The following is a 26,364-nucleotide window of genomic DNA, read 5'->3' on the forward strand; positions in this document are numbered from 1 at the left end:
GTTGGCTTGCATTAATCGCAACGGGTCGAACGCAGATTCCTACCGCTAATACGATTGCTGCGGCCGTTCAATCGGGCTGCAGCTCGCAATCGGTCCAGCCAGCCTACGCCGCCCGGTCCAGCTCCGGCGCCCATTGGCCCAGCGAAGCCAGCGAGTTCATCCGGGCGCGGTGGATGAAGGCCTTGCGGGCCGCTGCGACGTTCTCGGCCTTGCCGCCCCAGGCGGCGAGAGCTTCGGCCTGTAGCGCGCGGCCGTAGGAGAAGGTCAGCGCCCAGGGGAGCTTGCCCAGATTGTGCATGGCCGAGAGGTTGGCGCTGGCCTGTTCCGAGGTCTGGCCGCCCGAAAGGAAGGCTATGCCCGGAACGATGGCGGGCACGGTGGCCTTGAGGGTGCGCACCGTCCGCTCGGCAACTTCCTCGACAGACACCTTGGGTCCGTTGATGCCGGGGATCACCATGTTGGGTTTGAGGATCATGCCGTCGAGTTCGACGCCGGCCAGCCGCAGCTCCTCGAACACTTCGGCCAGCGTATCGGTCGTCACCTTTTCGCAGGTTTCGATGGTGTGGTCGCCCGGCTTGCCGTCGGCCAGCACTTCCGGCTCGACGATGGGTACGATGCCCGCTTCCTGGCACAGCGCCGCATAGCGGGCCAGCGCATGGGCATTGGCGTGGATCGAAGCGCGGGTGGGCTTGTTTTCACCGATGGCGATGACGCCGCGCCATTTGGCGAAAGCCGCGCCGATCCGTGCGTATTCGGCCAGCCGCTCGCGCAGGCCATCAAGGCCCTCGGTCACCGTTTCATCGGCGTAGCCGGGCATGGGCTTGGCGCCGGTATCGACCTTGATGCCGGGGAGGCAGTTGTTGGCGCGCAGCATCTCGACGAATGGGGTGCCATCGGCGGCAGACTGCCGGATCGTCTCGTCGAACAGGATGACGCCGGAAATGTACTGGCTCATCGCCTCGTCGGCGCCGAACAGCATCTCGCGGTAATCGCGGCGGGTGGTTTCGGTCGACTCCAGTCCGATGGTGTCGAACCGCTTCTTGATCGTGCCGGTGGATTCGTCGGCGGCCAGAATACCCTTGCCGGGTGCTACGAGCTGGTGGGCAATCTCGCTCAGTCGAGACATCGGACGCAAAACCCCATGCATGTTGTCATGGGGCAAAAAATACCAAAATGTCGCGACTTTGATCGATTAGACGTTCGGGTATTGGACGAATGGATTAGGCCCGCTCCGGGAACAATTTCATCAAACCGTCGCAACAAAGCGGGTGAGGCGCAATCCGGTCTGCGTGGTGTGCGTTTGCTCGGGCGCAAGGCCGTATTCTGCAAGGTTGGCCGTCAGAGGCCCCAATTCTGTCGGGCGCAGCCCGAAACCGGCATCGATAAGGGCGGCATCCTCGGCAAGTTCGGAGCTTTCCGGCCTCGCCACCAGTTCGATCAGCCAGATGTCGCTCGCTTCCTGTGCCGCGACGATGCTTTCGATGATCGCATCGCTCCAGCGCCTTCCGATCGCCGAAATCACCAGCGTTTCGGCATGCGGCAGCGCTGTTCCCAGTTCGGCAAGTTCGGCGCGGGCCTTGAGCCCGGCTTCCTCGATATGCTCGCGCGCTTCGTCCAGCGCCCAGCCTGGCACCATCGCCGTGCCGATCATCTCGGGCCGGTTCTTGAACAGGCTCATCACGATCGCTTCGGCCCCTGTGCCGATCACCGTCACCTTCGACCCGCAGGCCGCCGCCAGTGGCCCCAGCGTTTGTGAGGTCAGCGCCTCGACCATATGGCCCAATTCGTGCCCCAACTGGTCGCCGATCTCCCGGTCATTTGCCGCATCGTCTTCCAGCTCCGTTCCGAATGTCGCCTTGTAGGCGCTCTCGCCAGTCTGGAGAAAATGCGGCAGGCCCCGCGCCGCAAGATGCAGGCGGCCCTTGGCGGTGGTTTGGGAAAACAGCGCACGGCGGAACGGAGAAGTCAGCAAATCGCCGGCCAGCCCAAGCGTGATCCTTTCGCCGCTGCGCTTGAATATCCCCAGTTCGACAAAGCCCGGCATCAGTCGCGCCAGCGCATCGGCATTGACGCCCGCCCGCTGCGCCAGCGCTTCCAGGCTGTCGACCCCCTCCGAGACCAGATCGGGCAGGCGGAATTGCACCGCCGTACGGATCAGGAAGGGCTTTTCCAGGCTCCCGGTTTCCTTGATGCGCATGGCATCGGCCAGGAGCTGGTCGTCATCGACCCCGCGCCGCCAATAGGCGGCCATGTCGATTTGTCCGCGCTCCAGCCCCATTTCATCGAGATAGAGGCTGCGCACCTTGCGCAACACGCCCGCTTCCATGGCGCCCCAGACAAAGCTGTTGCCGCCGGGCCGGGGCAGGGCCCTTGCCGCTTCGATCAGCGCCGTGCCCTCGGGGTTTGCGTCCACGATCCAGTGGACATTGGCCGTCGTTTCGATATCGAGCCGCGATTTTTCCTCGTCGATCCAGATCAGGGCGTCCACGCGCTTGCCCTCGGGGAGCATTTCCAGCCAGTTGCACAGGGCCGGCAGCGCCGTCTGGTCGGCGATCAGCACGAAATGGTCGGCACCGGGGATCATCAGCGAAGCCTTCGGTCCCGCCATGTGCAGCCGGTCACCGGGCTTGGCGGTGGCCGCCCAGGTGCTCGCCACGCCATGTCCGTGCAGCACGAAATCGAACGCCACTTCGGTATCGCCATCGCGATATCTGCGCGGCGTATAATCCCGCGCCACGGGGCGGGGATTTTTCGGCCAGTCGATGGTCCCATCCGCCTGCACCGGCAGCGACAGCACGCCGTCCACCGGGGAAGGGAAAAAGAATTTGACGTGATCCTCGGGCCCTTCGGAGCGGAACGGCGGCAAGTTGCGCCCATCCTTGGAGAAGGCCTTGAGCTCGTCGCTGGTAAACCAGATGCGTTTGAGCGTCGGGCTCACCTCTTGGGTGCGCGAGACTTCCACCTGCCGCAACACGATCGGCAGCTTCAGGGTGGCCGGCTTTTCGTAGTCCATGATATGCCCCTACTGCCCGAACGTCTCTTCGATCGCATCGAGCGTCGCCAGCGCGCCGTAATAGTCGAAGCGGTAGATAGTGTCGGGCATCTCGTACACATCGCCATCGGCAACCGCCGGTATCCGCCCCAGCAGCGGATCGGCGGCAAACTCCTCGACGCCCGGCGAGGCCGGCGTCCAAGGGAACAGGATCATGGTCGGAGCGGAGAGGATTTCCGGCGCCAATTCGTGCGACACCTGCACCGAATCCCCGGTGCTGGCCCGCTCGAAATCGGGATAGCGCTCGCCCAGCGGATCGGGCTCGAACCCCACTTCCGCAAAGAGCTGCGGCGTCGGCGTATCCTCGGGCACGAAATAGGGCGCCGCGCCCGGCTCGGTGGCATAAACGAAGATGGTGGGCTGCTCGGGCAGGGTGATCGCCTCGCGCACCTCGGCCACGCGCTGCTCATAAATCTCCATCGCCGCCTCTGCCTCCTCCTCCCGCCCCAGCGCGTTGGCGATAAAATCGAGCTCGGCCTCCCAATTGGGCAGCGCCGTATCGACAAACAGCGTCGGCGCAATGGCCGAAAGCTGGTCATAGGCCTCATTGGCTAAGAACCCCGGCCGCCCGGTTCCGCCGGCGATGATCAGGTCCGGCCCATAGCCCAGGATCTGCTCGAAATTATACCCCTCGAAATTCCAGGGCAGCACCTCGGACCCCGATGCCCGCGCCTCGTCCGCCCAGGCCTGGGTAAACCCGTCCTTGGTCACCGAGCGGTAGGATTCGGTCACCGCGAGGATATCGAGCCCGAGCGCATAGACATATCCCGCCACCGCCGGGTTGAGCACCACGATGCGCTCCGGCTCGGCGGGAATGGAAACGGACCCTTTGACCGTCTCGACCTCACGCATCTCCTGCGCGGTGAGCGGACCCGCCAGTACGAGGGCCGAGACAACAACAACGATGGTATGCAAAATGATCACGGTCGAGCTCCTCGCAAAACAGCCCGACCGCTCTACAAATCATGATGGAAGGTGTCAAGAAACGGGTCGTCAGCCCTGTTTGAGCGCATCAACGCCCGGCAGCGGCTTCCCTTCCATCCATTCGAGGAACGCCCCGCCGGCGGTCGAGACATAGGTGAACTCGTCCTTGACCCCCGCATGGGCCAGCGCCGCCACCGTATCCCCGCCGCCCGCCACCGAGGTCAGAAGCCCCTTGCGCGTGCGCTCTGCGGCGTGCTTGGCGACCTCCACCGTCGCCTTGTCGAACGGGGCGATCTCGAAGGCGCCCAGCGGCCCGTTCCAGACCACCGTATGGGCCTCGTTGATCGCCGCCTTGATCTTTTCGACCGATTGCGGCCCCGCATCGAGCACCATGCCGTCCTTCTCGATCGCGTCGAGCCCATAGATCCGGCTCGGCGTCCCGGCCTCGAAATGCCAGGCGACCACCCCGTCGATGGGCAGGATGATGGCGCAATGCGCGTCCTCGGCCTTGTCCATGATCCGCAGCGCCGTTTCCTTCAGATCGCGCTCGCAGAGCGATTTGCCCACGTCATAACCCAGCGCGTAGATGAAGGTGTTGGCCATCCCCCCGCCGATCACCAGCGCCTCGACCTTGTTAACGAGGTTTTCAAGCAGGTCGATCTTGGTCGAAACCTTCGCGCCGCCCACAATGGCGATCACCGGCTTTTTGGGATTGCCCAGCCCCTTTTCCAGGGCCTTCAATTCCGCCTCCATGGCCCGCCCCGCCGCCGCCGGCAGCTTGCGCGCCAGCCCCTCGGTCGAGGCATGCGCCCGGTGCGCGGCGGAAAACGCGTCGTTGACATAAAGGTCGCCCAACGAGGCCATGGTCTCGATCAGGGCGGGGTCGTTCTTTTCCTCGCCGGGGTGAAAGCGGGTGTTTTCCACCAGCACCACCGAGCCGGGCTCGGCCCCATCGATCACCGCCTTGGCCTCGCTCACATCGGTCCAATCGGTCTTTGCGAATTGGACGGGCTTGCCCACGATGCGCTTGAGCTCGTCCACCACCACCGCAAGGCTCATGGCCGCGTCCACCTTGCCCTTGGGTCGCCCGAAATGGGCTAACAGGATCGGCAGTCCGCCCTTGTTGGCGATTTCCTGGATGGTGTGCGCCACGCGCTCGATCCGGGTGGCGTCGGTCACCTTGCCATCCTTGACGGGCACGTTGAGGTCGACGCGTACCAAAACGCGTTTGCCGTCGAGGTCGAAATCGTCAAGGGTCTTGAAGGCGGCAGTCATGGTCGCACCCATTGGTGTTGGCGTGTCTTTTCCCTCGGCCAGCACAGTGGCTCAAGGGCTTACGATAGGCAAGAAAAAGGCGCTCCCCGAAAAGGAGCGCCCCAAAAGGCGTCGGCGCTGTGTTAGAGCGTCTTGGCGAAAGCCACCGCCGTGTCGCTCATCCGGTTCGAGAACCCCCATTCGTTGTCGTACCAGGAAAGGATGCGCACGAAATTGCCGTCCATCACCTTGGTCTGGTCCATGTGGAACACGGACGAATGCGGGTCGTGGTTGAAGTCGGTCGAAACCAGCTTCTCGGTGGTGAAGCCCAGGATCCCCTTGAGCTTGCCTTCGGCAGCGGTCTGGATCGCCGCGTTGATTTCTTCGACCGTTGTGGTCTTTTTGGCGATGAACTTGAAATCCACCACCGAAACGTTCGGGGTCGGCACGCGGATCGAGGTGCCGTCGAGCTTGCCGTTGAGTTCGGGCAGCACCAGGCCCACCGCCTTGGCGGCCCCGGTGGTGGTGGGGATCATCGAAAGCGCCGCGGCGCGGGCGCGGTAGAGATCCTTGTGCATGGTGTCGAGCGTGGGCTGGTCACCGGTATAGGAGTGGATCGTGGTCATGAAGCCCTTTTCGATTCCCACCGCTTCATTGAGCACATAGGCGACCGGCGCCAGGCAGTTGGTGGTGCACGAGGCGTTCGAGATCACCGTGTGCTCGGGCGAAAGCTTGTCGTGGTTGACGCCATAGACCACGGTGAGGTCCGCGCCCTCGGCGGGGGCCGAAACGATCACCTTCTTGGCCCCGGCTTCCAGATGCGCGGAGGCCTTCTCCTTGGAGGTGAAAATGCCGGTGCATTCCATGACGATATCGACGCCCATCTCTCCATGGGGAAGTTCGGCGGGATTGCGCACGGCGGTCACCTTGATCGGCCCGCGGCCCACATCGATGGTATCGCCCGCAACCGTCACCGTGCCGGGGAACTTGCCATGCACCGAATCGTAGCGGATGAGGTGCGCATTGGTCTCCACCGGACCTAGATCGTTGATGGCGACGATCTCGATATCGGTGCGGCCGGATTCGATGATGGCGCGCAGCACGTTGCGGCCGATGCGGCCAAATCCGTTGATGGCGACGCGGACGGTCATGAGCGACTCCTTGAAAGAAATGCCGAGCAGTAAGGAAAAGGGGCGCTCGCGCGCCCCGGTTATTAAAGCTGCGCCTTGGCCGCTTCAACAACGGCTTTGGTCGTAATACCGAAGTGAGTGTAGAGATCGGAAATCTCGCCCGAGGCGCCGAACCCGGTCATGCCGACGAAGCGGCCGGTTTCGCCCAGGAACTTGCTCCAGCCCATCTCGATCCCGGCTTCCACCGCAACGCGGGCCCTGGCCTTGCCGAAAACCGTCTGCCTGTAGTCGTCCGGCTGGGCGAAGAACAGCTCCATCGAGGGCACCGACACCGCGCGCGCCGGGGTGCCCGCTTCGGTCAGTTCCTTGGCCGCTTCGACGGCGATCTGGGTTTCCGAACCCGTGCCGAAGATCACCACTTCGGCGTCCGCGTCACCCCAGATGGTATAGGCGCCGCGCAGCGAGAGGTTCTCGTCGGTGTATTCGGTCCGCAGCGCCGGCAGGCCCTGGCGCGACAGCGCGAGGATCGAAGGCTGCTTTTCCCGTTCCAGAGTGATTTCCCAGCACTCGGCCGCTTCCATCGCGTCGGCGGGGCGGAAGACGAGCAGGTTGGGAATGGCCCGCAGCGCAGCTAGGTGCTCGACCGGCTGGTGGGTCGGTCCGTCCTCGCCCAGCCCGATGGAATCGTGGGTCATCACATAGCCCACGCGAATGCCCATCAGCGCCGACAAGCGGATCGAGGGGCGGCAATAGTCGGTGAAGGTCATGAAGGTGCCGCCATAGGGAATCATCCCGCCATGGAGTGCAATCCCGTTCATGGCGGCGGCCATGCCGTGCTCGCGGATGCCGTAATGGATGTAGCGGCCGGCGTAGTCGTCGGCCGTGAACGGCAGCGTCTGGGAGGTGTTGGTGTTGTTCGAGCCGGTCAAATCCGCCGAGCCGCCCAGCGTCTCGGGCACCGCTCCGTTGATCACCTCCAGCGCATCCTGGGAGGAGGCGCGGGTCGCCTTCTTCGGCTTGTCGGCCGCCAGCTTCTTCTTGTAGTCGGCCATTGCCGATTTGAGCGCTGCGGGCAGCTCGCCCCGCATGCGGCGCTCGAATTCCTCGCGCTTTTCGGCTGCCTGCAGCCGCCCGTTCCAGGCTTCACGCGCCTCGCCCCCGCGCTGGCCGGCGGCGCGCCAGTTCTCGACGATTTCGGCGGGCACTTCGAACGGCCCGTATTCCCAGCCGAGTTGCTTCTTGGCGGCGGCCAGTTCCTCGTCGCCGAGGGGCGAACCGTGCACCTTGTTGGTGCCGGCCTTGTTAGGCGAGCCGAACCCGATGGTGGTCCTGGCCGAAATCAGCACCGGCTTGTCCGACTTCTGGGCGTCGAGCAGAGCCTTTTCGATCTCAACGGGGTCGTGGCCGTCGATATCCATGGTCGCCCAGCCCGAAGCCTCGAAGCGCTTCAGCTGGTCGGTCGAGTCGGCCATCGACACCTTGCCGTCGATGGTGATGTCGTTGTTGTCCCAGATGACGATGAGCTTGTTGAGTTTCAGATGCCCGGCCAGCGAGATCGCCTCCTGGGAAATGCCTTCCATCAGGCACCCGTCACCGGCGTAGACATAGGTATGGTGGTTGACCAGGTCCTCGCCGAACTCGGCGCGCAGTTTGGCTTCGGCGATCGCCATGCCCACCGAATTGCCCAGGCCCTGACCGAGCGGGCCGGTGGTGGTTTCGATGCCGTCCGCATGGCCGTATTCGGGGTGTCCGGCGGTCTTGTAGCCCAATTGGCGGAAATGCTTGATGTCCTCGAGCGTCATGTCCTCGTAGCCGAGGAGATAGAGCGAGGAATAGAGCAGCATCGAGCCGTGCCCGGCCGAGAGCACGAAGCGGTCACGGTCGGGCCAGTTGGGGGCCTTGGGGTCGAACTTCATCACCTTGGAAAACAGCACAGTGGCGATGTCTGCGCCGCCCATGGGCAGGCCCGGATGGCCAGAATTGGCGGCCTGCACGGCGTCCATGGAAAGGGCGCGGATGGCGTTGGCCATTGCATCGTGTTTGGCTCTGTCTGTCATGGTGTCCCGAAAGCGTTCGACGAAGAAAAAGCGGTGCGTCCGACCGTCCCGAGCGAGGGCCGTTGCGCGTGGCAGACACATAACAGGTCCGGGTATCGAGTCAATGTCGCGGCCAACCCGGCACCCTTGCTATTTCCGCCACTTTTGGGGTTATTGTGAGGGGGGAAGACACCAGATTCGAAGGACGCGCCCAAGTGTCATCGTCATCAGCGGGAGAGAGTTTTTCGGCGGCCATCGAGCGGCTCGACAGGGCGCTCAACAGGCTCGACACCTCGGTCCGCTCGCTCTCGGGGCGGCTGCGGTCCTCGGCCCAGTTACAGGCCGAAGGCCAGCGTCTGGCTGCCGACCGCGCGCGGCTGGCGGGCGATCTCGACCGGGCCACGGCCCGCGCCGACCGGCTCGATCAGGCCGCCGACGAAGTCTCGCGCCGGCTCGATGATGCAATGGCCACCGTCCGCTCAGTGCTCGAAGAAGGAGAAGTGCGTGGCTGAAGTCAGCGTCGAAATCAACGGCCGCAAATACCGCATGGCATGCGAGGACGGGCAGGAGACGCATCTGTCTTCGCTTGCCGCGCGCTTCAACCGCTATATCGACGAATACAAGGGCACGTTCGGAGAAATCGGCGACAATCGCCTGACCGTCATGGCCGGCATCGCCGTCATGGACGAATTAACCGAGGCTGAGCGCAAGCTCGACCAGTTGCGTTCCGAACTCCAGACCGTCACCAAGGCCGGTAGCGACGTGGCGGCGGAAGCCGAATCCATGGAAACCAAATTCGCCGCCAAACTCGCCGACGTCGCCCGCCGCATCGAATCCATCGCCACCGCCGTAGACGCCGCCGGACAGGAGCAGCAGACGCAGGGTTGAGAACTGCGGTCAGCCTCTCCCTCGTCGTCTTCGGGCTTGACCCGGAGACCCGCAAGGTTGCCACGATTACCGAAGACGTGAATTCACCCGAACCTCGCGCCCAACACCCCTTCAGAAGTCACGGCAGCGCGGCGGATTGTCGGGTCAAGTCCGACAATGACGAGATGAGAGGTTGCACGCTCCAGCCCCTCTTCTGGCATAATCATCTCCCTGCGCTCGGGTAGGCAGTGCCGTGCCTCAAACTCAACCTATCATTCCGGTTATTCCTGGGACCCAGCAGCCCCCGCCAAGGCCCAACGCAACCGGAAGCCACACGCACCACCTTTCTTTCGTCGTCTTCGGACTTGACCCGGAGACCCGCAAGGCTGCCACCTGCTCAGCAGGTGTTGTTTCTCCAACCCGTTCGGGCCGAGATACGCTGCTTTCTGGATTCTGGGGACGAGCCCTGGAATGACACGCTGGGGCAGGGCAGCACGGTGTTTCAAACTTAGCCTGTCATTCCGGGATTCAGTCGGAAGCAGCTCTTGCCAGGGCAGGCTTAAGCTGTAGTTTTGCGCCGCCTCCCCTCAAACCCCAACAGCCCCCAATGCCCTCCGTCCTTGCCGTCCACGCCGCCCGCGGCCACAATTTCTCCAAGCGCACCCAGCTCTTCATCGATATCGTCGAGGGGCTGGGCGTGGCCGGCGATGCCCATGCCGGCACCACGGTCAAGCACCGCTCGCGCGTTGCGGCCGATCCCACCCAGCCCAATCTGCGCCAGGTGCATCTGATCGCTTCCGAACTGCTCGACGAGGTCAACGGCCTCGGCTTCGACGTTGCCCCCGGCGCGTTGGGCGAGAACGTCACCACCACCGGCGTCGACCTCATCGATCTGCCGCGCGGCACGGTTCTCGCGCTGGGCGATGCGGTCCGCCTCGAAGTCACCGGCCTGCGCAACCCATGCGTGCAGATCGAGCGTTTCCGTCCGGGCCTCCTCCAGCACATGATCGGCAAGCGTGCCGACGGCACCCCGCTCCTGCGCACCGGCATCATGACGGTTGTGCTGGCTGGCGGCACAGTCAGAGCAGGGGACCCGATCGGCGTCGAGCTGCCGGCCGAACCGCATCGCCGGCTGGAAAAGGTCTAGGAGAACACCCTAGATCCGCTTGAGCCCCGACCGCTCGATTATTGCGGTGAGGTCGTTCATCTGCTCGTCCGTCAGCGCATGGCGCGGCAGCATCTGGAACAGGTTCTGGGACTGCATGAACATTACCATTTTCCCGTCGGCGCTCCAGCCGTAATAGTCGGTCCACGCCACGGTGCTCGCCGCAGCCTCGGTGTGTGCGATATACGCTTCCTGCGTCCAGGAGACCTCGACCGGCTGCTTCAGGGTCTTTTGCTGGGAATAAACCTTCCGCGCCCGGCGCGGCACAATAAACAAATAACCCAGCAGCGGCAGCAGAACGGCGCCGATGATCCCGCCGATCGCGGCGCTGGTCCAGGCCTCGTCGAAATCGGTCATCACCATCGCTCCGATGGCGATGACAAAGACGACGATCACGAACAGTTTGGGCCCCCAGCGCGTCGCCCAATATCGCCGCATATGCAGACGCAATGCGTTGGCATAATCCTCGGCAGTGATGGTGAAGCGCGTAAACGGATGATCGGGCGGATAGCTCATGGCTCAAGATGTCCGCGGCCGGATCCTGGCGTCAAGGCAGAACGAAGGGCAGGTCGGTATCGCCGGTCTTTTCCCCGAAGCGGGTGATCAGCGCGTGAACCTGCCCGCGGTGATGGGTCTGATGGTTGAAGATCTGGACGACGATCAGATCGCGCGGCTTGGTCATGTCGCGCCCTGTCGCCCCGCTGTGCCAGGACAGTTCGCCCCCAAGATCCTCAGTGGTCAGCCCATCCGCCCAGGCGATGAGGGTTTCGTCCATCGCCTGCCGCTCGGCCCAGAGCGCATCGAAATCGCTCACGAGCTTTGCGCTCTCGCGGATGGGCACGCCCGGCGCTTCGCCGATGCCAAATCGGGAAAGCCACAAGCGGTCGGCCCAGAGCAGGTGATTGAGTGTCCCGTGGATCGAGCCCCAGAACGCGCCGCAATCCTCGCGCCGCTGCTCGTCGCTCAGCCGCAGCGCGGCGCCATAGATGCGCCGGTTGAGTTCGGCGTTGTAGTGGGCCATGGTGCGGGCGTAGTCGGGCATGATCATTGTCGGTTCCTCCCCTTCAAACGGCGCGCTGATCATCCTTCAGGCTGCAATTTATGTCAATGTAGCTGACATAAGTTGCACAAGCGTCGCAGCAAACGCCGTACAAGTATATGCACGATGTGCGACGGTGTTGCGAAAAACCTCCAGCGCCCCTTTGCCACCACGGCAATAGGGCCTATATGATCGCTTGCTGCCCGGTGCGTGTAGGATACTGCATCCCCGGGGCCTTATCGATCCTTAAGGGAGCTGTCCCTGACCGGGCCCGTGGGCTCGGACATATGGCGCCCACCTACGTGAGTAGGTTCCCGGGATCGACACATCCCACGGCCAGGGCGGCACAAAATTTTGTGAAGGAATCCAGCGGCTTGATCGATAGCGAAGCCCATCTCGAAGAGCAGAAGGCCCAGCTCCGCACAGAGGCACTCGCCCGCCGCGAGGCGGTTCCCCAAGCCGACCGCGCCGACGCCGCGAAGGCCGCCGCGCAGCATTTCCTCGAGGGCGTTCCGCTTCAAGACGGCCAGATCGTCGCCCTTTACTGGCCCATCCGCGACGAGATCGACTGCAAGCCGCTGCTCACCAAACTTGTCGATTCCGGCCAACCTGTTGCTCTGCCTGTGGTTTTAGGCGAGGATCTCCCGCTCGAGCTTCGCTTGTGGGAAGACGGCCAACCCCTCTATCCTTCGGGCTTCGGCACCCTCGCTCCGGCAGAAACCGCACCGGTCGTTACTCCCGACATCGTCGTTATCCCCTTGCTGGGTTTCGATAAATCCGGGACGCGCCTGGGTTATGGCAAAGGCTATTACGACCGCACCCTGGCCGCTATCGGGCGAAAGCCGCTGCTGGTGGGTTATGCCTTCGCCGGCCAGGAACTCGATTTCATCCCGCGCGAGGCTCACGACCTGCCGCTCGATCTTCTCGTCACGGAAACCGGCCTGCGCCGTTTCGGGGCCGCATGAGGCTTCTGTTTCTCGGAGATGTGATGGGCCGGGCCGGACGGGACGCCGTCGCCGAGCGCCTGCCGGGGCTGATCGAGCAGTACCGCTTTGATTTCGTTATCGTAAATGGCGAAAACGCCAGCCATGGCCGCGGCATCACCGAGGCTCACTACGAGCTTTTGCGCGATGCCGGCGCCGACGTCGTGACGCTGGGCGATCACGCCTTCGATCAGCGCGAGCTCATGACGGCCATCGAACGCCACGACACGCTGATCCGCCCGGTCAACTTCCCGCCCGGCGCTCCGGGGCGCGGGGCGGCGCTGGTCACCGGCCGCAACGGCCATCAGGTGCTCGTCGTCAATGCGCTGGGCCGGGTCTTCATGCCTCCCATGGACGATCCCTTCCGCGCCCTCGATGCGGCCATCGCCGGTTGTCCGCTGGGCGAACAGGCCGATGCCATTGTCGTCGATTTCCACGCCGAGGCCACCTCGGAAACCCAGGCGATGGGTCATTATCTCGATGGCCGCGTCTCCCTGGTCGTGGGCACCCACACCCATATCCCCACCTCCGATCACCGCATCCTGCGCGGTGGCACGGGCCTGATGGGGGATGCCGGCATGTGCGGCGATTATGACAGCGTCATCGGCATGGAATCCGAGGAACCGCTCAACCGCTTCATCAGCGGTCTGGCCTCATCGCGCTTCACACCCGCCGAGGGCGAGGCAACCCTTTCCGGCGTCGCCATCGAAACCGACCCGGAAACCGGACTGTGCGTATCGATCCAGCCCCTCCGGATCGGCGGGTCCCTGTCGCAGGCGCTGCCCAGCTTTTCTTGACAGGGATCGAAACCGGGGTGCTTGGTGTTAAGCCAGATGATATTGGCTGAGGGGACACCAATGGACGCGGTCATCGATTTCATCAACGGCATCCTGTGGGATTATGTGCTGGTCTACGGCCTGCTCGCGGTCGGCGCTTTCTTCACGCTTCGATTGGGGTTTATCCAGTTCCGCTATTTCCCCGAGATGTGGAAGAACGTCCTGCAGTCGCGAGAAGTCGACCGCTCGGGGATCACGCCATTTCAGGCGCTGTGCACGTCATTGGCGTCGCGGGTGGGCACCGGCAATATCGCCGGGGTCGCCGTAGCCCTTTACCTGGGCGGGCCGGGAGCGATCTTCTGGATGTGGGTGGTCGCGCTCGTGGGAATGGCCACCGCCTATGCCGAAAGCACGCTGGCCCAGCTCTATAAGGTCCGGGATGGCGAAAATCGCTATCGCGGCGGCCCGGCATTCTACATTGCGCGCGGGCTCAGGGCGCCATGGGCGGGCGTGATCTTTTCGGTCTGCCTCATTCTGGCGTTCGGGTTGGTATTCAATGCCGTTCAGGCCAATTCCATCGCCGAATCCATGGAAGTGGCGTTCGGCACCGAACGGATGTGGGTAGGGCTCGCCATCGCGCTTGTCGCCGGCATCGTGGTGTTCGGCGGCATCCAGCAGATCGCCTCGGTGGCCCAGTTTCTCGTGCCGTTCATGGCGGCGGTCTATCTGCTCGTGGCGCTGTTCGTAATCGTCACTAATATTGCTGAAGTTCCCGGCGTCTTCGGCCAGATCTTTGCCGGGGCATTCGGGCTGGATGCGGCGGCGGGCGGGATATTCGCCGCGCTGCTCCAGGGTGTGCGGCGCGGATTGTTCTCCAATGAGGCCGGCATGGGCTCCGCGCCCAACATCGCGGCGGCGGCCACGCCAGACCCGCACCATCCATCCTCGCAAGGGTTCGTCCAGGCGTTGGGCGTATTCATCGACACTCTGGTCATCTGCACGGCAACCGCCTTGATGATCCTGCTCTCGGGCGCGCTGGTCCCCGATAGCGGCCTGAGCGGCACGCCACTGACCCAGGCGGCCATGAGCGAGCATATCGGCGGCATGGGGAATTATTTCGTCGCCATCGCCATCCTGTTTTTTGCCTTCACGTCGATCATCGGCAATTATGCCTATGCGGAAATGGCGTTGGTCTTCATCGGTTTCGGCAGCCGCGCCGGCTTTGTCGTGCTCAGGCTTTTGACGCTGGGCATGGTGATCTGGGGCGCGCTGCAGAGCATCGCAACCGTCTTCAACGCGGCCGACGCGGCCATGGGGCTGATGGCGACCGTCAATCTGGTTGCAATCGTTCTGCTTTCGGGGACGGTCTATAGGCTCACCCGTGACTATATGCGGCAACGGGAAAGTGGCGAGGTTCCGGTGTTCCACGCCCGCGATTATCCCGAATTGTCGGGCCGGATCGACAGCTCGATCTGGAATCGCGACAACCAGGGATAGATCGCGTGACGCGCGCGCGACGGGAGCCCTTTTCTCAGGGCCCCGTCTTTATTTTCGCCCTTGAGGCGATTATAAGCCGCCCATTCATTTTTCCGAGTTAGTCACAAGGGAACTGTCCGACCATGGCCGGCCATTCACAGTTCAAGAACATCATGCACCGCAAGGGCCGTCAGGATGCCGTGCGGTCGAAGATCTTCTCCAAACTGGCGCGCGAAATCACCGTTGCCGCCAAATCGGGCCTGCCCGACCCCGCCATGAATCCGCGCCTTCGCCTTGCGGTCAACAACGCCAAGGCCCAGTCCATGCCCAAGGACAATATCGAGCGCGCGATCAAGAAGGCGCAGGGCGGCGAAGGCGACAATTACGAGGAAGTTCGCTACGAGGGCTATGGTCCCGGTGGCGTCGCGGTGATCGTCGAGGCTCTGACCGACAACCGCAACCGCACCGCCTCCAATGTCCGCGCCATCTTCTCGAAGGCCGGCGGCGCGCTGGGCGAAACCGGTTCGGTCGCCTTCATGTTCGATCGCGTCGGGGAAATCTATTACCCCGCCAAGGTCGGCGATGCCGACAAGGTCATGGAAGCGGCGATCGAAGCGGGTGCCGAGGACGTTCAGTCCGACGAAGAAGGCCACACCATCTACTGCGCCTTTGAAGATATCGGCGAGGTTTCCAGCGCGCTGGAAGCGGCGCTCGGGGAAGCGGAAAGCGTCAAGGCCATCTTCAAGCCCCAGAACAATACCCCCGTCGATGCCGACAAGGGCGCGAGCCTGATGCGCATGATCGACAACCTCGACGATGACGACGACGTCCAGAACGTCTACGCCAATTTCGAGATGAGCGATGAGGATATGGCCAAGCTCTCGGCCTGACCCTTACCGATCGAAAACAAGGCGGCTCATTGGGCCGCCTTTTTTATGCCGATTGCTTGATCTTTTGCCCGCGATAGACAAGATCGTGCGCGGTGGCGGCTGGCCTGTCGGGTGCTGCGGTCTTTATGGGCATGGCAACAATGTCGATATTGTTGCGCCCGCCGGCTTTGACTTTATAGAGCCGTTCGTCGGCCAGGCGAAACAGATCGCCGAATTGCACCGGCTCTTTTACGACGGCGCCGCCGATGCTGACCGAGAGGGTGCAGACCTGCCCTCCGGTGTCGAATTGGATGGCCAGCACGGCACGGCGGATGGTTTCGGCGATGTGCGCGGCGTGTTCGACCGATGCTCCGGGCAGAAAGACGCCAAACTCCTCTCCGCCAACCCGCCCGATGATGTTGGGGCGGTCCATGGAACTGCGGATGGCTGAGACGATCAGCTTGAGCGCGGTATCCCCGCTCGCATGGCCGAACCGATCATTGATCGATTTGAAATGGTCAGCGTCGATCATCAGCAGGGCCCCGCCGCCATTGGCCGCGTCCCCGAGCGAGGCCGTCACCGCCTCGACGAACGCGCCATGGTGGAAGCAATTGGTGAGGCTGTCGCGCGCCGCCGCCTGTTCCAACCGGTCATAGGCCATCTGCAACTCAAATTGGCGCATGGACATGTAAAACACCATTGGTCCGCCCAAAACGAGCGGCGCCACGATGGCGGCGATCAACCCGATTTCGCCGATGCCTTGCGAAAACGTTTCGAGCAGCAGATAGGACACGGCCACCGATATGACGACTGCGAACACCATGTGCCTGGCCGTTCGCGCGGCAATGCTGACCCAGGCATGCCGGGGCAGTCTGAATTCTCGCGTCATCAATGCGTCCTGAAAATCTTCGCGTCCAAGTCCACCTTATGACCGCATCAGTTGATGCACCCTTACGGAGGTAGGGAGAATCCCAGCGATCGGCTCGGCGGCGATTGGCGGTATCAACAGAAATGTTTTCGCTTTGTTCACTTTGTTCTTGGTAGGGTCAAGTTCGTTGTTTACGCTGGGAGCATGTTGGACGTGGTGCGAATCATGGGGATCGATCCGGGGCTGCGGCGTACCGGGTGGGGCATCATCGAAGCCGAGGGCAATCGGCTGCGCTTTATCGCCTGTGGCGTGCTCACCCCAGCGGTCGATGAGGAACTGGCGCTGCGTCTTGTCCATCTCCACGAGGGATTGATGCGGCTGATCGCCGAGCATCATCCGGTCGAGGCGGCGGTGGAAGAAACCTTCGTCAATGCCGGCGCGCGCTCGACCCTTCTTTTGGGCCAGGCGCGTGGCATCGCGGTGATGACCCCGGCTTCCATGGGGCTCCCGGTGGGTGAATATTCGGCCAATCTGGTCAAGAAGTCGGTGGTGGGCACAGGGCATGCCGAGAAAAAGCAGATCGAGTTGATGGTCAAGACATTGATGCCCGCCGCCAATTTCAAATCGGCCGATGCTGCCGATGCGCTCGCCATTGCCATCTGCCACGCCCACCACCGGCAACACCGCAAGCTGGCCAAGAGCGCATGATCGGAAAGCTCAAGGGGCTCGTCGAAACCATCGGCGAGGATTTCGCGCTCATCGACGTCAATGGCGTCTGCTACGAGGCCCATTGCTCGGGCCGTACGCTTCAGGCACTGCCGCGGGTGGGCGAGGCGACGGTGCTGTTTATCGAGATGATCGTGCGCGAGGACCTGATCCGGCTTTACGGCTTTTCGAGCGAAACCGAAAAGCTCTGGTTCAAGCTGCTGATGACCGTGCAGGGGGTGGGTTCGCGCGTCGCGCTTGCCATTCTCTCCACTCTCTCGCCCTCCGACCTCTCCTCGGCCATAGCGCTGCAGGACAAGGCCATGGTCGGCCGCGCCCCCGGCGTGGGCCCCAAGCTCGCCCAACGCATCGTCTCGGAACTCAAGGGCAAGGTGCCGGCGCTTGGTTCGGCCGATGCCGGCGTCATCGGCCTGCAGGCCGCTCTCGGCGAAGGCGTTGCCGGCGGCAACGTTTCCGATGCCGTCTCGGCCCTGGTCAATCTTGGCTATCCCCAGGCCCAAGCCTCCGGGGCCGTGGCCCGGGTGGTGGCGAAGGAGGGTGAGGACACGGCGACCGAGAAGCTGATCCGGCTGGGGCTGCGGGAATTGAGTTCGTGAGTGCTGTCCTTGCGCGAATGAGGATTCCTTACTACCTTGTGTTGGTAAGGAATAAATGGAGGTTGCTGTGAGCACCGCAACATTGACGTCGAAGGGGCAGATGACCTTGCCAAAGGACGTCCGGGATGCGCTGAACCTCAAGCCCGGCGACAAGGTCGAATTCGTGAAGGAAGACGGGCGGTATGTACTGCGGCCAAGAAATATTCGCGCTTCCGAAATCGCCGGTGTTCTGGGACGGTCTCCAAGGGGGCATGGCATGACGGTCGAAGAAATGGATGAAGCTGTGGCGCTGGTCCTCGAGGAAGACGACGAGCGTATCCGTGCTGGGCGTTGATACCAATGTGCTGGTGCGGTTCCTGGCCGATGACGATGATAGTCAGTCTCCCGCCGCACGCCGATTGCTGACACTCGCCAGCAATCATCCGATTTATGTGAGCATGCTTGTGCTGGCGGAAACTTATACCGTATTGACCCGCGTCAAGAAGTTTCCCGAAGCGCAGGTTCGCGAGGCCATTTGGATGCTGGTCAGCAGCAGCGATTTCGTCGTTGAAAACACGGAAATCGTGATCAGCGCGCTCGAAGACAGCGCGCGGGCCAATTGCGGGGTCGTGGATGCCATGATTGCCGCCCACAATGCCGCCGCCAATTGTACGACAACCGTGACTTTCGATCGTCACGCGCAACGATTACCCGCCATGACTGCGGTGGGGGATAGAATTTGACCGATTTCACCGACGCCGCCGCCGGGCGTGACGACAACTTCGACGTTTCCCTTCGCCCCTCGGGCTTTTCCGAGTTCATCGGGCAGGAAGCGGCGCGGGCCAATCTGCAGGTGTTCATCGAAGCCGCCAGGCAGCGCAAGGCGGCGCTCGATCACGTGCTGTTCGTCGGCCCTCCAGGGCTGGGCAAGACCACGCTGGCGCAGATCATTTCGCGCGAGCTTGGGGTGGGGTTTCGCGCCACGTCCGGCCCGGTGATCGCCAAGGCCGGCGATCTTGCGGCGCTGCTGACCAATCTCGAAGAGCGGGACGTGCTGTTCATCGACGAGATCCACCGGCTCAATCCGGCGGTGGAGGAAATCCTCTATCCGGCGATGGAGGACTTTCAGCTCGACCTCATCATCGGCGAGGGGCCGGCGGCGCGATCGGTGCGGATCGATCTGTCCAAATTCACCCTGGTTGGCGCCACCACGCGCGCCGGGCTGCTGACCACGCCGCTGCGCGACCGCTTCGGCATCCCCGTCCGGCTCAATTTCTATACGCCCGAAGAACTGGTCAGGATCGTCGAGCGCGGCTCGCGGTTGATGGGCATGACCATGACGCCCGATGGCGCCATGGAAGTGGCTCGCCGCTCCCGCGGAACGCCCCGCATCGCCGGGCGCCTGCTGCGCCGGGTCACCGATTTCGCGCTCGTCGAGGGGGCCTCGGAGATCAACCGCGAGATCGCCGACCGCGCCTTGCTGCGCCTCGATGTGGATGCCAAGGGCCTCGATCAGCTCGACCGGCGATATCTCAAGACCATCGCCGAATTCTACGGCGGCGGTCCGGTCGGCATCGAAACCATTTCCGCCGCGCTTTCCGAGCCGCGCGATGCGATCGAGGAGATCGTCGAGCCTTATCTCATCCAGCAAGGCTTCATCCAGCGCACTCCGCGCGGGCGCATGATGACGGCGCTCTCGTTCCAGCACATGGGCTATGCGGTCCCGCAGGGCTTTGTCGGCCTGCAGGCTAGCCTGTTCGAAGAGGACAATGGCGAATGAACGCGCCCCGGCAGATGATCAGCATCGATCTGGGCGGCGGGCGCTTCAATTTGCGGGCCGCCGCGATTGCCTTGCGCGAGGGTCGTGTCCTCGTGCACAGGGCGCAGTGGGACACCCATTGGACGCTGCCCGGCGGTCGTGTCGAAGTGGGTGAAGAAAGCGATGTGGCGCTGGCGCGCGAGATCGAGGAGGAGATGGGCGTTATCGCCCGGATCGGCGCCCTGCGGTTCGTGATGGAGAATTTCTTTTCCTACAACGGCATCTCGTTTCATGAGATGGGCCTTTACTACACCGTCACCTTGCCCGAGGCCTTCCCGTTTCGCGTCGATGGGGAGATCTGTCACGAATGCGTCGACGGAAATGCCCACCTGCAATTCAAATGGGTCGATGCGCGCGAACCGTCTTTGACCGAGATCGGCTTTCAGCCGGAGAGGTTGCGCGGGAGGCTGCTCGGTTCGGACGCCGGGCTCACCCACATTACCCACAGGGAAGCGGAGCGGTGACCATTTTCGGCGGCGAAATCGGGTCCGAAGGCGTGCATCGCTTTCCGGTGCGCGTCTATTTCGAGGACACCGACTTTTCGACCAATGTCTACCACGCCGCCTATCTCAAATATTTCGAGCGGGCACGGACCGAGTTTTTACGGGCCCACGGCATTCATCACTCGGAATTGATCAAGGACGGTCTCGCTTTCGCGGTGCGCGAGATGACCATTTCCTATGATCGCCCCGCCCATATCGACGACCTGCTCGAGGTCGCAACCCATATGGCGGAGGCCGGCGGCGCCCGCTTTGTGCTTGAGCAGACGCTGACCCGCGCCGGTGAGGTGATCTGCCGCGCCCGCGTGGTGGCGGTGCTGCTCAACGCCGCTGGCCGCCCCGTGCGGCTGCCGGCGGGGCTCAAAGCCCTGCTGGGCCCGCGTTGAGCGGTTCTTAACCTTTTCTTGACCATAAATGGGGCAAGCGGCGCCGCTTCGCCGCAGCGACCCGATAGTCGGCATTTGTCTCTCACTTTTGACAAATTTGACCGCCAACGCTCGGGTCATTGCTGGCGGCGGGGCACCCATCGGCAAGGACGATTTTCCGAGGAAAGACTGATATGGAAGCAATGGACGCAGTGGGCAGCGCGGCCGCGCATACGGATTTTTCGCCCATCGGCCTGTTCATGATGGCCGACATCGTCGTCAAGTTCGTGATGCTGGGGCTCTTGGCCGCTTCGATCTGGTGCTGGGCCATCATCATCGACAAGTCGATGATGTTCACCCGTACCCGGCGCGACATGAACCAGTTCGAGCGCACCTTCTGGTCCGGCCAGTCGCTCGAGGAGCTTTACCAGACGCTCTCCCAGCGCCCCACCACCGGCCTTGCCTCGGTGTTCGTCGCGGCCATGAAGGAATGGAAGCGCAGCCACGAGCAGAACGCCTCGAGCTATGTGGGCGTACAGGCGCGGCTCGAAAAAGTGCTCGATGTCGCCATCTCGCGCGAAAGCGAAACGCTTGAAAAGCGCCTGTCCTTTTTGGCCACCGTCGGCTCTGCCGCCCCGTTCATCGGGCTGTTCGGAACCGTCTGGGGCATCATGAACGCCTTTTCCTCGATCGCAGCGTCGCAAAGCGCCAGCCTGGGCGTCGTCGCCGGCCCCATTGCCGAGGCGCTGTTTGCCACCGCCATCGGCCTTGTCGCGGCCATTCCGGCGGTTATCGCCTACAACAAGCTTTCGGGCGATGCCAACAAGCTCATCGGCCGGCTCGAAGGGTTCGCCGATGAATTCTCGGCCATCCTGGGCCGCCAGCTCGAAGCGCGGAGCCGCAAGTAATGGGCATGGGTGTTGCAGGAGGCGGGGGCGGCGGACGCCGCCGTCGCGGCCAGCGCAATCGCATGATGAGCGAGATCAACGTCACCCCGTTCGTGGACGTGGTGCTGGTGCTTCTCATCGTCTTCATGGTTGCCGCCCCGATGATGACGGCAGGCGTCGCCATCGACCTGCCGCAGACGGCGGCCGGAGAACTCGAAGCCACCCGTGAGCCGATCACCATATCGGTCACCCCAGACGGCGCGGTCTATGTGGGCGAGGACCAGGTGGAAGCGGGCGGGCTCGTCGCCGCCGTGGAGGCTTTGGCCGAAAGCACCGAGGACCGCATCTATGTACGCGGCGACACGGCGGTCTACTATGGCGCCGTCATGCAGGTCATGGGGACGCTGTCGGGGGCAGGGTATACGCGCATCGGGCTGATCACCGAGCAGGCGAACACCGAAAATTCGGGACAATAGCCCATGCGGATCGGGACCACCGTATCGGTTGTCGGCCATGCCGCGGTTCTGGCGCTGACCCTCGTTTCGCTGTCGAGTGTCGAGCGCCTGGACCCCAATATGGACCGCGCCATCACGGTCGATCTGGTTCCCATCGACGAATTCTCCAACATCCGCGTCGGCGATCTCCAGAGCGAAGTGGTCGAAACCGAGACGCCTTCTGCGGTGGAAACCGAGGAACAGGCCGAACTCGCCGAGCGCACGGGCAATACCGAAGAGGACCAGCCCACCCCCGAGGTCACGCCCGAGGAATCGCCGGCGCCCACTATCGAATCCGCTCCGGCGCCCGAGCCCGAAGCCGCGCCCGAACCTGAACCCGAGCCAGAGCCAGCCCCCGAGCCGGAGCCTGAACCGGCGCCCGAGCCCGAACCTCAGCCCGAACCGACCCCACCGCCGGCGCCCACGCCGCGTCCGGAGCCCGAGCCCGCACCCGAACCCACGCCTGAGCCCGAGCCGGCCCCCACTCCGGAACCAACCCCGGAGCCGGAACCTGAGCCCGAGCCCATCCCGGAACCGATACCGGAGCCGGAGCCCGAACCCGAGCCCGAGCCGCAGCCGGTCGCACCCGTGCCGCCGCAGGTGACTGCGAGCGTCGAGCAGTTGCGCGAGCGCTTTGCCCAGCAGCGACAGGCGCAGGAGCAGGCCGAGCAGGAAGCCGCCGAGCAGCAGCCGACGCCGCCGACCGACCAGCCGACCGATCCGCTCTCGGATGACCTTGCTGACCGCATCGCGGACCTCATCAACGAGGACACGTCGCGTGGCACCACCACGGGGCAGGGCGGCCAGCAAAGCCTGGGCGAGTCCACCGGAACCGCCGCGACGCTCACCCAGTCCGAGCAGGCGGCGCTGGCTGCCGCCATGCGCCGGTGCTGGACGCCCCCAATCGCGGCCCAGAACACGCCGGGCCTAACCGTGCGCCTCCTGGTCACCTTCAACCAGGATGGCTCTCTGGCCGCCACCCCGCAGATCCTTTCGGCGATGACCGACGATCTGGTGCGGGCCACCGCACTCTCGGCCCAGCGTGCCGTGCAGCAATGCGCGCCCTATACCATCCTGCCGCCCGAAAAATACCAGAGCTGGCGCGAGGTCGACGTCACGTTCGACCCGCGCGAGGTCTAGGAGAGGCGGATGATGAGCGTGGCCAAAATGCCATATTTCGATGAAAACTCGCCCCTTATCGCCATTCGGTCACGTTTTGACGCTATTGGGCGCAACCTTGATTTCGCCTCTCCGGTTGGTGTCCGGATCGATGGCAACGGCAAAGTCCGTGCAACATGGAGACTGACGTGCAGAATACCCTGATCAACCGCCGCGCGGCGCTCAAGCTGGGCTTGTCCGGCGCCGCGATGCTTGCAGCGGGCCCGGCGCTCGCCCAGTTGCAGATCACCGTCACCGGCGGCAATTTCACGCCGATGCCGATCGCCGTGCCCAATTTCAATTCCGGCGATCCGGCCTTCGGCGCCGAGGTCGCGCAGGTGGTGCGCAACAATCTCACGGGTTCGGGCCTTTTCCGGCTGGTCGACCCGGCCGGCTATCCGCAGGCCGTGGGCGATCCCAATGCCACGCCGGATTTTGGCGCCTGGCGCACGACGGGCGCCGACGCTGTGGTGATGGCAGATGTCAACAACACCGGTCAGCTCCAGTCCAGCCTTCGTCTCTGGGATACCACGGCGGGCGCACAGGTCACCGGAAAATCCTATGGCGCGGACGCCAATTCCTGGCGCCGCATCGCCCATATGGCGTCCGATGCCATCTATACCGGGCTCACCGGCGAGACGGGGTATTTCGACTCCCGTGCCGTCTTCGTGGCCGAAAGCGGCCCGCGCGCCAACCGTGTCCGGCGGCTGGCCATCATGGATCAGGACGGCGCCAACATTCGTTACCTGACCGATGGCAGCCAGCAGATCCTCACCCCGCGCCTTTCCCCCGACGGCCAGCTTTGCGCCTATATGGTGCTGGACGGTCCCAATTCCTCGGGCATCTTCATCCTCAACCTGGCGACCGGCCAGACCCAATCGCTGGGCCGGTTCGGCCAGATGAGCTTTGCGCCGCGCTTTTCGCCCGATGGGCGGCGGCTGGTGTTCTCGGTCACCAACGGCGCGGTCACCAACATCTATGGGCTCGATCTGGCGGGCGGGCAGCCCCTGCAGCTCACGACCGGCTCAGCCATCGATACTTCGCCGTCCTATTCGCCCGACGGGCAGCGCCTCACCTTTGAATCCGACCGTGGTGGCCGTCCCCAGATATACGTCATGCCGGCCGGTGGCGGGGGTGCCGAGCGCATCTCTTATGGCGACGGCTCCTATTCGACCCCCGTATGGTCGCCCAAGGGCGATCTCATCGCCTTCACACGTCAATCCGGCGGTCAGTTCTCGATTGGGATCATGAATCCGGACGGGTCGGGCGAGCGCATCCTTGCCACCTCCTACCATGCCGAAGGGCCGACCTGGGCGCCCAATGGGCGCGTGCTGATGTTCTTCCGCGATCCCGGCGGCAATGACGGTTCCCAGCTTTATTCCATCGACATCTGGGGCCGCAACGAGCGCCGCATCCCCACCGAAGGCTTTGCCTCCGACCCGGCTTGGGGGCCGCTGCTGTCATAGACGAGGTGCAAGGCTGCAACACATTGCAGGCGTCCCGTTGCGGGACGCCTTTTTGCCCGCCACATGCCCCATTTGCGCCCGATTGACGCAAGATTAACCATGCTCAGACACGCGCGATTAAGATAACGCGCTGTAAAACCGCTAACCACGTTTTTTCCGATTCTGGAGCGTTTCGCTATGGGTTCGACCATGCCCCTTCTTCGTTTTGGCAAAGGCCTCCTCATGGCGGTCTTGCTCGTTGCCGTCGCCGCCTGTGCCCGCACCCCGACCACTGGCGTCGGCAATATCGGCACGGGCCCCGGTGGGGTAGGGGGCGGTGGCGCTCCCGGCAGCCAGCAGGAATTCCTCGTCTCGGTCGGCGACCGCGTGTTCTTTGAAACCGATTCCTCGGTTCTGACCGCCGACGGCCAGGCAACGCTCGACAAGCAGGCGCAGTGGCTGCAGCAATATCCGCAATACCGCATCGTCATCGAAGGCCATGCGGACGAACGCGGCACGCGTGAATACAACATTGCGCTGGGTGCCCGCCGCGCCACAGCCGTGGTCAACTACCTGGTTTCCCGCGGGATTCCGCAGGATCGGCTCTCGACCGTCTCCTACGGCAAGGAGCGCCCGGTCGCCATCTGCAACGACATCTCGTGCTGGAGCCAGAACCGCCGCGCGGTCACAGTCTTGACAAACTAGCAATCCAGTACGCGCTCGAGCGCTTCGGGAAAAGGTGGGGGGCCACCTTGCCCGGTGAAAGCGTCACGAATCTGGAGGCAATAGCGTCGGGGCCGCGTATATGGTCCCGGCGCTTCTTTTTTGCCAAAAACCTGCTTTAATTGCGCATCCTTAAAGGGTTGATCGCGTTCCCGTCGAAGACGGGACGCAAAAGGAGTAATTTGCCGTGTTAGGACTTTCCAGTGCGCCGGCGAGGCGGTGGCGGCAGGGTGCCGCGATCGCTGCGACAGCCGGACTGCTCACTTTCGCCATGACCGTTGCCGGCCAGGGGCAGGGCAACGATCTTGCCAGCCTGCAGGTGCGGCTCAGCCAGCTCGAAGAGCAGCAGCGGGTCAATTCGGGTCAGATCGAAGGGCTTCAGTTCCAGCTCACCCAGCTCCAGAGCCTGCTTGAGCGCATGCAGGAAGATAATGAATTCCGCTTCCAGCAGCTGGAGGGCGGTGGCCTGGGGGAAACTGATGCGGTAACCCCCTCCGGCGGCGAGACGCCTGCCGATCGGTTACCGCAGGAAACGGCTCCGCAGGACCCCCAGACGCAAGGTGATGCCGAGGCGCCTACGGTCATCGATCCCCTGGTGGGCGATGCCGACCTGATGGACGGCACCGAGATGGGCAGCGAGGACAACCTGTACGCCCGCGATGTGTTCGGCCCGCAAGGGCCGGAAGGGCAGTCCGAGGAGCCGTCGCAGGATCAGGCTCCGGCAGAAGAAGGCGTGGTCCTTGGTCCGCCGGAAGGTGAACTGGGAACGACCCCACCGTCGCAGCCGCTCGATCTGAGCTTCGACCCCGACGCCACCCCCCTCAACGAGGGTGATGCCAACGCCCAGTATCAAGCCGGCTACGATGCGGTTGTGCGGGGCGAATATGCGTTCGCCGAAAACCAGTTTCGCCAGTTCGTCGAGAGCTTCCCGGACAACCCGCAGGCCCCCGACGCCACCTATTGGCTGGGTGAAACGCTGATCCAGCGCGCCGCCTTCGGGGAAGCGGCCGAGGTGCTGCTGGAAGGGTTCGAGCGGTATCCGACCTCAACCCGGGCCCCCGACCTGCTGCTCAATCTGGGCGTGGCGCTCCACGGAGCGGGCGAATTCGATACCGCCTGCCGCACCTATGGCGAGGTGCTGCGCCGCTATCCCGATTCCACCCAGGCCTTCCGGGACCGGGTGACGGCCGAGCAGGCGCGGGCAGGGTGCTGACAGAGTGCTTCCAGCAAAAG

The 26,364-nt window shown here is 63.5% G+C and carries 29 protein-coding genes and 1 other RNA gene; 21 read left to right on the forward strand and 9 right to left on the reverse strand.

Features of this window, described 5'->3' with window-relative positions; genetic code table 11:
* Positions 1-103 precede the first annotated feature (103 nt).
* The 6 genes from NO934_RS11595 to tkt all read right to left on the reverse strand — a co-directional run bounded on the left by NO934_RS11595 (position 104) and on the right by tkt (position 8,417).
* A complete protein-coding gene (locus tag NO934_RS11595) occupies positions 104-1,126 on the reverse strand; it encodes a class I fructose-bisphosphate aldolase (RefSeq protein WP_309160129.1) in 1,023 nt (340 codons plus the stop codon).
* A 120-nt stretch (positions 1,127-1,246) separates the two neighbouring features.
* The gene (locus tag NO934_RS11600) at positions 1,247-3,013 is read right to left on the reverse strand and encodes a siderophore-interacting protein (RefSeq protein ID WP_309160130.1); all 1,767 of its coding nucleotides are present in this window, start codon (positions 3,011-3,013) and stop codon (positions 1,247-1,249) included.
* Positions 3,014-3,022: 9 nt separating this feature from the next.
* A complete protein-coding gene (locus tag NO934_RS11605; RefSeq protein WP_309160131.1) occupies positions 3,023-3,976 on the reverse strand; it encodes an ABC transporter substrate-binding protein in 954 nt (317 codons plus the stop codon).
* A 69-nt stretch (positions 3,977-4,045) separates the two neighbouring features.
* Positions 4,046-5,251, reverse strand: a complete 1,206-nt coding sequence (locus NO934_RS11610; protein WP_309160132.1) for a phosphoglycerate kinase — start codon at positions 5,249-5,251, stop codon at positions 4,046-4,048.
* Positions 5,252-5,373: 122 nt separating this feature from the next.
* A complete protein-coding gene (gap, locus tag NO934_RS11615; RefSeq protein WP_309160133.1) occupies positions 5,374-6,381 on the reverse strand; it encodes a type I glyceraldehyde-3-phosphate dehydrogenase in 1,008 nt (335 codons plus the stop codon).
* A gap of 62 nt (positions 6,382-6,443) precedes the next feature.
* Positions 6,444-8,417 carry a transketolase gene (gene tkt, locus NO934_RS11620; RefSeq protein WP_309160134.1) on the reverse strand — a complete coding sequence of 658 codons (1,974 nt, stop codon included), beginning with the start codon at positions 8,415-8,417 and terminating at the stop codon, positions 6,444-6,446.
* 194 nt (positions 8,418-8,611) lie between these two features.
* On the opposite strand from tkt, the gene NO934_RS11625 reads away from it, so the two are divergent.
* From NO934_RS11625 to NO934_RS11635, 3 genes are all read left to right on the forward strand, one after another.
* Positions 8,612-8,908 carry a DUF4164 family protein gene (locus NO934_RS11625; RefSeq protein ID WP_309160135.1) on the forward strand — a complete coding sequence of 99 codons (297 nt, stop codon included), beginning with the start codon at positions 8,612-8,614 and terminating at the stop codon, positions 8,906-8,908.
* On the forward strand, positions 8,901-9,284 hold the full coding sequence (locus NO934_RS11630) for a cell division protein ZapA (RefSeq protein ID WP_309160136.1): 384 nt from the start codon (positions 8,901-8,903) through the stop codon (positions 9,282-9,284). Before NO934_RS11625 ends, NO934_RS11630 begins: the two co-directional genes overlap by 8 nt.
* A 586-nt stretch (positions 9,285-9,870) precedes the next feature.
* Positions 9,871-10,410: an MOSC domain-containing protein gene (locus NO934_RS11635; protein WP_309160137.1), complete on the forward strand. Its 540-nt coding sequence runs from the start codon at positions 9,871-9,873 to the stop codon at positions 10,408-10,410.
* A gap of 9 nt (positions 10,411-10,419) precedes the next feature.
* Here NO934_RS11635 and NO934_RS11640 read toward each other — a convergent pair whose 3' ends face one another.
* Both NO934_RS11640 and NO934_RS11645 read right to left on the reverse strand, forming a co-directional pair.
* Entirely contained in the window at positions 10,420-10,944 is a 525-nt protein-coding gene (locus tag NO934_RS11640) for a YcxB family protein (RefSeq protein ID WP_309160138.1), read from the reverse strand.
* Positions 10,945-10,975: 31 nt separating this feature from the next.
* Positions 10,976-11,476: a DinB family protein gene (locus NO934_RS11645; RefSeq protein WP_309160139.1), complete on the reverse strand. Its 501-nt coding sequence runs from the start codon at positions 11,474-11,476 to the stop codon at positions 10,976-10,978.
* Between the two features lie 184 nt (positions 11,477-11,660).
* Between NO934_RS11645 and ssrS the strand changes: the two genes are divergently transcribed.
* From ssrS to NO934_RS11670, 5 genes are all read left to right on the forward strand, one after another.
* Positions 11,661-11,819: non-coding RNA, 6S RNA (gene ssrS / locus NO934_RS11650), on the forward strand.
* A gap of 22 nt (positions 11,820-11,841) precedes the next feature.
* Positions 11,842-12,432, forward strand: coding sequence for a 5-formyltetrahydrofolate cyclo-ligase (locus NO934_RS11655; RefSeq protein ID WP_309160140.1), 591 nt, complete (start codon positions 11,842-11,844; stop codon positions 12,430-12,432).
* Positions 12,429-13,247, forward strand: coding sequence for a TIGR00282 family metallophosphoesterase (locus NO934_RS11660; protein WP_309160141.1), 819 nt, complete (start codon positions 12,429-12,431; stop codon positions 13,245-13,247). Before NO934_RS11655 ends, NO934_RS11660 begins: the two co-directional genes overlap by 4 nt.
* Before the next feature lie 60 nt (positions 13,248-13,307).
* Complete coding sequence (locus NO934_RS11665) at positions 13,308-14,723, forward strand: alanine/glycine:cation symporter family protein (protein WP_309160142.1); 1,416 nt, start codon at positions 13,308-13,310, stop codon at positions 14,721-14,723.
* A gap of 122 nt (positions 14,724-14,845) precedes the next feature.
* Entirely contained in the window at positions 14,846-15,592 is a 747-nt protein-coding gene (locus NO934_RS11670) for a YebC/PmpR family DNA-binding transcriptional regulator (protein ID WP_309160143.1), read from the forward strand.
* A gap of 43 nt (positions 15,593-15,635) precedes the next feature.
* Here NO934_RS11670 and NO934_RS11675 read toward each other — a convergent pair whose 3' ends face one another.
* Entirely contained in the window at positions 15,636-16,460 is an 825-nt protein-coding gene (locus tag NO934_RS11675; RefSeq protein ID WP_309160144.1) for a GGDEF domain-containing protein, read from the reverse strand.
* A gap of 183 nt (positions 16,461-16,643) precedes the next feature.
* Between NO934_RS11675 and ruvC the strand changes: the two genes are divergently transcribed.
* The 13 genes from ruvC to ybgF all read left to right on the forward strand — a co-directional run bounded on the left by ruvC (position 16,644) and on the right by ybgF (position 26,344).
* Positions 16,644-17,147, forward strand: coding sequence for a crossover junction endodeoxyribonuclease RuvC (gene ruvC / locus NO934_RS11680; RefSeq protein WP_309160145.1), 504 nt, complete (start codon positions 16,644-16,646; stop codon positions 17,145-17,147).
* The gene (gene ruvA, locus NO934_RS11685) at positions 17,144-17,761 is read left to right on the forward strand and encodes a Holliday junction branch migration protein RuvA (RefSeq protein WP_309160146.1); all 618 of its coding nucleotides are present in this window, start codon (positions 17,144-17,146) and stop codon (positions 17,759-17,761) included. Before ruvC ends, ruvA begins: the two co-directional genes overlap by 4 nt.
* A 55-nt stretch (positions 17,762-17,816) precedes the next feature.
* Positions 17,817-18,095, forward strand: a complete 279-nt coding sequence (locus tag NO934_RS11690) for an AbrB/MazE/SpoVT family DNA-binding domain-containing protein (protein WP_309160147.1) — start codon at positions 17,817-17,819, stop codon at positions 18,093-18,095.
* Complete coding sequence (locus NO934_RS11695) at positions 18,082-18,483, forward strand: PIN domain-containing protein (protein ID WP_309160148.1); 402 nt, start codon at positions 18,082-18,084, stop codon at positions 18,481-18,483. Before NO934_RS11690 ends, NO934_RS11695 begins: the two co-directional genes overlap by 14 nt.
* Positions 18,480-19,520, forward strand: coding sequence for a Holliday junction branch migration DNA helicase RuvB (gene ruvB, locus NO934_RS11700; RefSeq protein ID WP_309160149.1), 1,041 nt, complete (start codon positions 18,480-18,482; stop codon positions 19,518-19,520). Before NO934_RS11695 ends, ruvB begins: the two co-directional genes overlap by 4 nt.
* The gene (locus NO934_RS11705; protein ID WP_309160150.1) at positions 19,517-20,023 is read left to right on the forward strand and encodes an NUDIX domain-containing protein; all 507 of its coding nucleotides are present in this window, start codon (positions 19,517-19,519) and stop codon (positions 20,021-20,023) included. Before ruvB ends, NO934_RS11705 begins: the two co-directional genes overlap by 4 nt.
* A complete protein-coding gene (ybgC, locus tag NO934_RS11710; protein ID WP_309160151.1) occupies positions 20,020-20,445 on the forward strand; it encodes a tol-pal system-associated acyl-CoA thioesterase in 426 nt (141 codons plus the stop codon). Before NO934_RS11705 ends, ybgC begins: the two co-directional genes overlap by 4 nt.
* A 182-nt stretch (positions 20,446-20,627) precedes the next feature.
* Positions 20,628-21,332: a protein TolQ gene (tolQ, locus tag NO934_RS11715; RefSeq protein WP_309163710.1), complete on the forward strand. Its 705-nt coding sequence runs from the start codon at positions 20,628-20,630 to the stop codon at positions 21,330-21,332.
* Positions 21,332-21,787, forward strand: a complete 456-nt coding sequence (locus tag NO934_RS11720) for a biopolymer transporter ExbD (RefSeq protein WP_309160152.1) — start codon at positions 21,332-21,334, stop codon at positions 21,785-21,787. Before tolQ ends, NO934_RS11720 begins: the two co-directional genes overlap by 1 nt.
* A gap of 3 nt (positions 21,788-21,790) precedes the next feature.
* Positions 21,791-22,945 carry a hypothetical protein gene (locus NO934_RS11725; protein ID WP_309160153.1) on the forward strand — a complete coding sequence of 385 codons (1,155 nt, stop codon included), beginning with the start codon at positions 21,791-21,793 and terminating at the stop codon, positions 22,943-22,945.
* Between the two features lie 155 nt (positions 22,946-23,100).
* Complete coding sequence (gene tolB / locus NO934_RS11730) at positions 23,101-24,429, forward strand: Tol-Pal system beta propeller repeat protein TolB (protein WP_375142769.1); 1,329 nt, start codon at positions 23,101-23,103, stop codon at positions 24,427-24,429.
* Between the two features lie 222 nt (positions 24,430-24,651).
* Positions 24,652-25,113, forward strand: a complete 462-nt coding sequence (gene pal / locus NO934_RS11735; protein ID WP_375142768.1) for a peptidoglycan-associated lipoprotein Pal — start codon at positions 24,652-24,654, stop codon at positions 25,111-25,113.
* 205 nt (positions 25,114-25,318) lie between these two features.
* Positions 25,319-26,344 (forward strand): tol-pal system protein YbgF, encoded by a 1,026-nt coding sequence (gene ybgF, locus NO934_RS11740; RefSeq protein WP_309160156.1) that lies wholly within the window; start codon positions 25,319-25,321, stop codon positions 26,342-26,344.
* The last annotated feature ends 20 nt before the right edge of the window (positions 26,345-26,364 follow it).

It is taken from the genome of Pelagibacterium sp. H642, assembly GCF_031202855.1.
GTDB lineage: Bacteria > Pseudomonadota > Alphaproteobacteria > Rhizobiales > Devosiaceae > Pelagibacterium.

Coding starts and splice junctions, on each gene's coding strand:
- ruvA (WP_309160146.1), top strand. CDS start 17,144: ATGATCGGAAAGCTCAAGGGGCTCGTCGAAACCATCGGCGAGGATTTC.
- tkt (WP_309160134.1), bottom strand. CDS start 8,417: ATGACAGACAGAGCCAAACACGATGCAATGGCCAACGCCATCCGCGCC.
- NO934_RS11725 (WP_309160153.1), top strand. CDS start 21,791: ATGCGGATCGGGACCACCGTATCGGTTGTCGGCCATGCCGCGGTTCTG.
- gap (WP_309160133.1), bottom strand. CDS start 6,381: ATGACCGTCCGCGTCGCCATCAACGGATTTGGCCGCATCGGCCGCAAC.
- NO934_RS11640 (WP_309160138.1), bottom strand. CDS start 10,944: ATGAGCTATCCGCCCGATCATCCGTTTACGCGCTTCACCATCACTGCC.
- NO934_RS11665 (WP_309160142.1), top strand. CDS start 13,308: ATGGACGCGGTCATCGATTTCATCAACGGCATCCTGTGGGATTATGTG.
- tolB (WP_375142769.1), top strand. CDS start 23,101: ATGGAGACTGACGTGCAGAATACCCTGATCAACCGCCGCGCGGCGCTC.
- NO934_RS11720 (WP_309160152.1), top strand. CDS start 21,332: ATGGGCATGGGTGTTGCAGGAGGCGGGGGCGGCGGACGCCGCCGTCGC.
- NO934_RS11670 (WP_309160143.1), top strand. CDS start 14,846: ATGGCCGGCCATTCACAGTTCAAGAACATCATGCACCGCAAGGGCCGT.
- NO934_RS11600 (WP_309160130.1), bottom strand. CDS start 3,013: ATGGACTACGAAAAGCCGGCCACCCTGAAGCTGCCGATCGTGTTGCGG.
- NO934_RS11690 (WP_309160147.1), top strand. CDS start 17,817: ATGGAGGTTGCTGTGAGCACCGCAACATTGACGTCGAAGGGGCAGATG.
- tolQ (WP_309163710.1), top strand. CDS start 20,628: ATGGACGCAGTGGGCAGCGCGGCCGCGCATACGGATTTTTCGCCCATC.
- ruvC (WP_309160145.1), top strand. CDS start 16,644: ATGTTGGACGTGGTGCGAATCATGGGGATCGATCCGGGGCTGCGGCGT.
- NO934_RS11675 (WP_309160144.1), bottom strand. CDS start 16,460: ATGACGCGAGAATTCAGACTGCCCCGGCATGCCTGGGTCAGCATTGCC.
- NO934_RS11595 (WP_309160129.1), bottom strand. CDS start 1,126: ATGTCTCGACTGAGCGAGATTGCCCACCAGCTCGTAGCACCCGGCAAG.
- NO934_RS11705 (WP_309160150.1), top strand. CDS start 19,517: ATGAACGCGCCCCGGCAGATGATCAGCATCGATCTGGGCGGCGGGCGC.
- NO934_RS11660 (WP_309160141.1), top strand. CDS start 12,429: ATGAGGCTTCTGTTTCTCGGAGATGTGATGGGCCGGGCCGGACGGGAC.
- NO934_RS11635 (WP_309160137.1), top strand. CDS start 9,871: ATGCCCTCCGTCCTTGCCGTCCACGCCGCCCGCGGCCACAATTTCTCC.
- pal (WP_375142768.1), top strand. CDS start 24,652: ATGGCGGTCTTGCTCGTTGCCGTCGCCGCCTGTGCCCGCACCCCGACC.
- NO934_RS11610 (WP_309160132.1), bottom strand. CDS start 5,251: ATGACTGCCGCCTTCAAGACCCTTGACGATTTCGACCTCGACGGCAAA.
- NO934_RS11645 (WP_309160139.1), bottom strand. CDS start 11,476: ATGATCATGCCCGACTACGCCCGCACCATGGCCCACTACAACGCCGAA.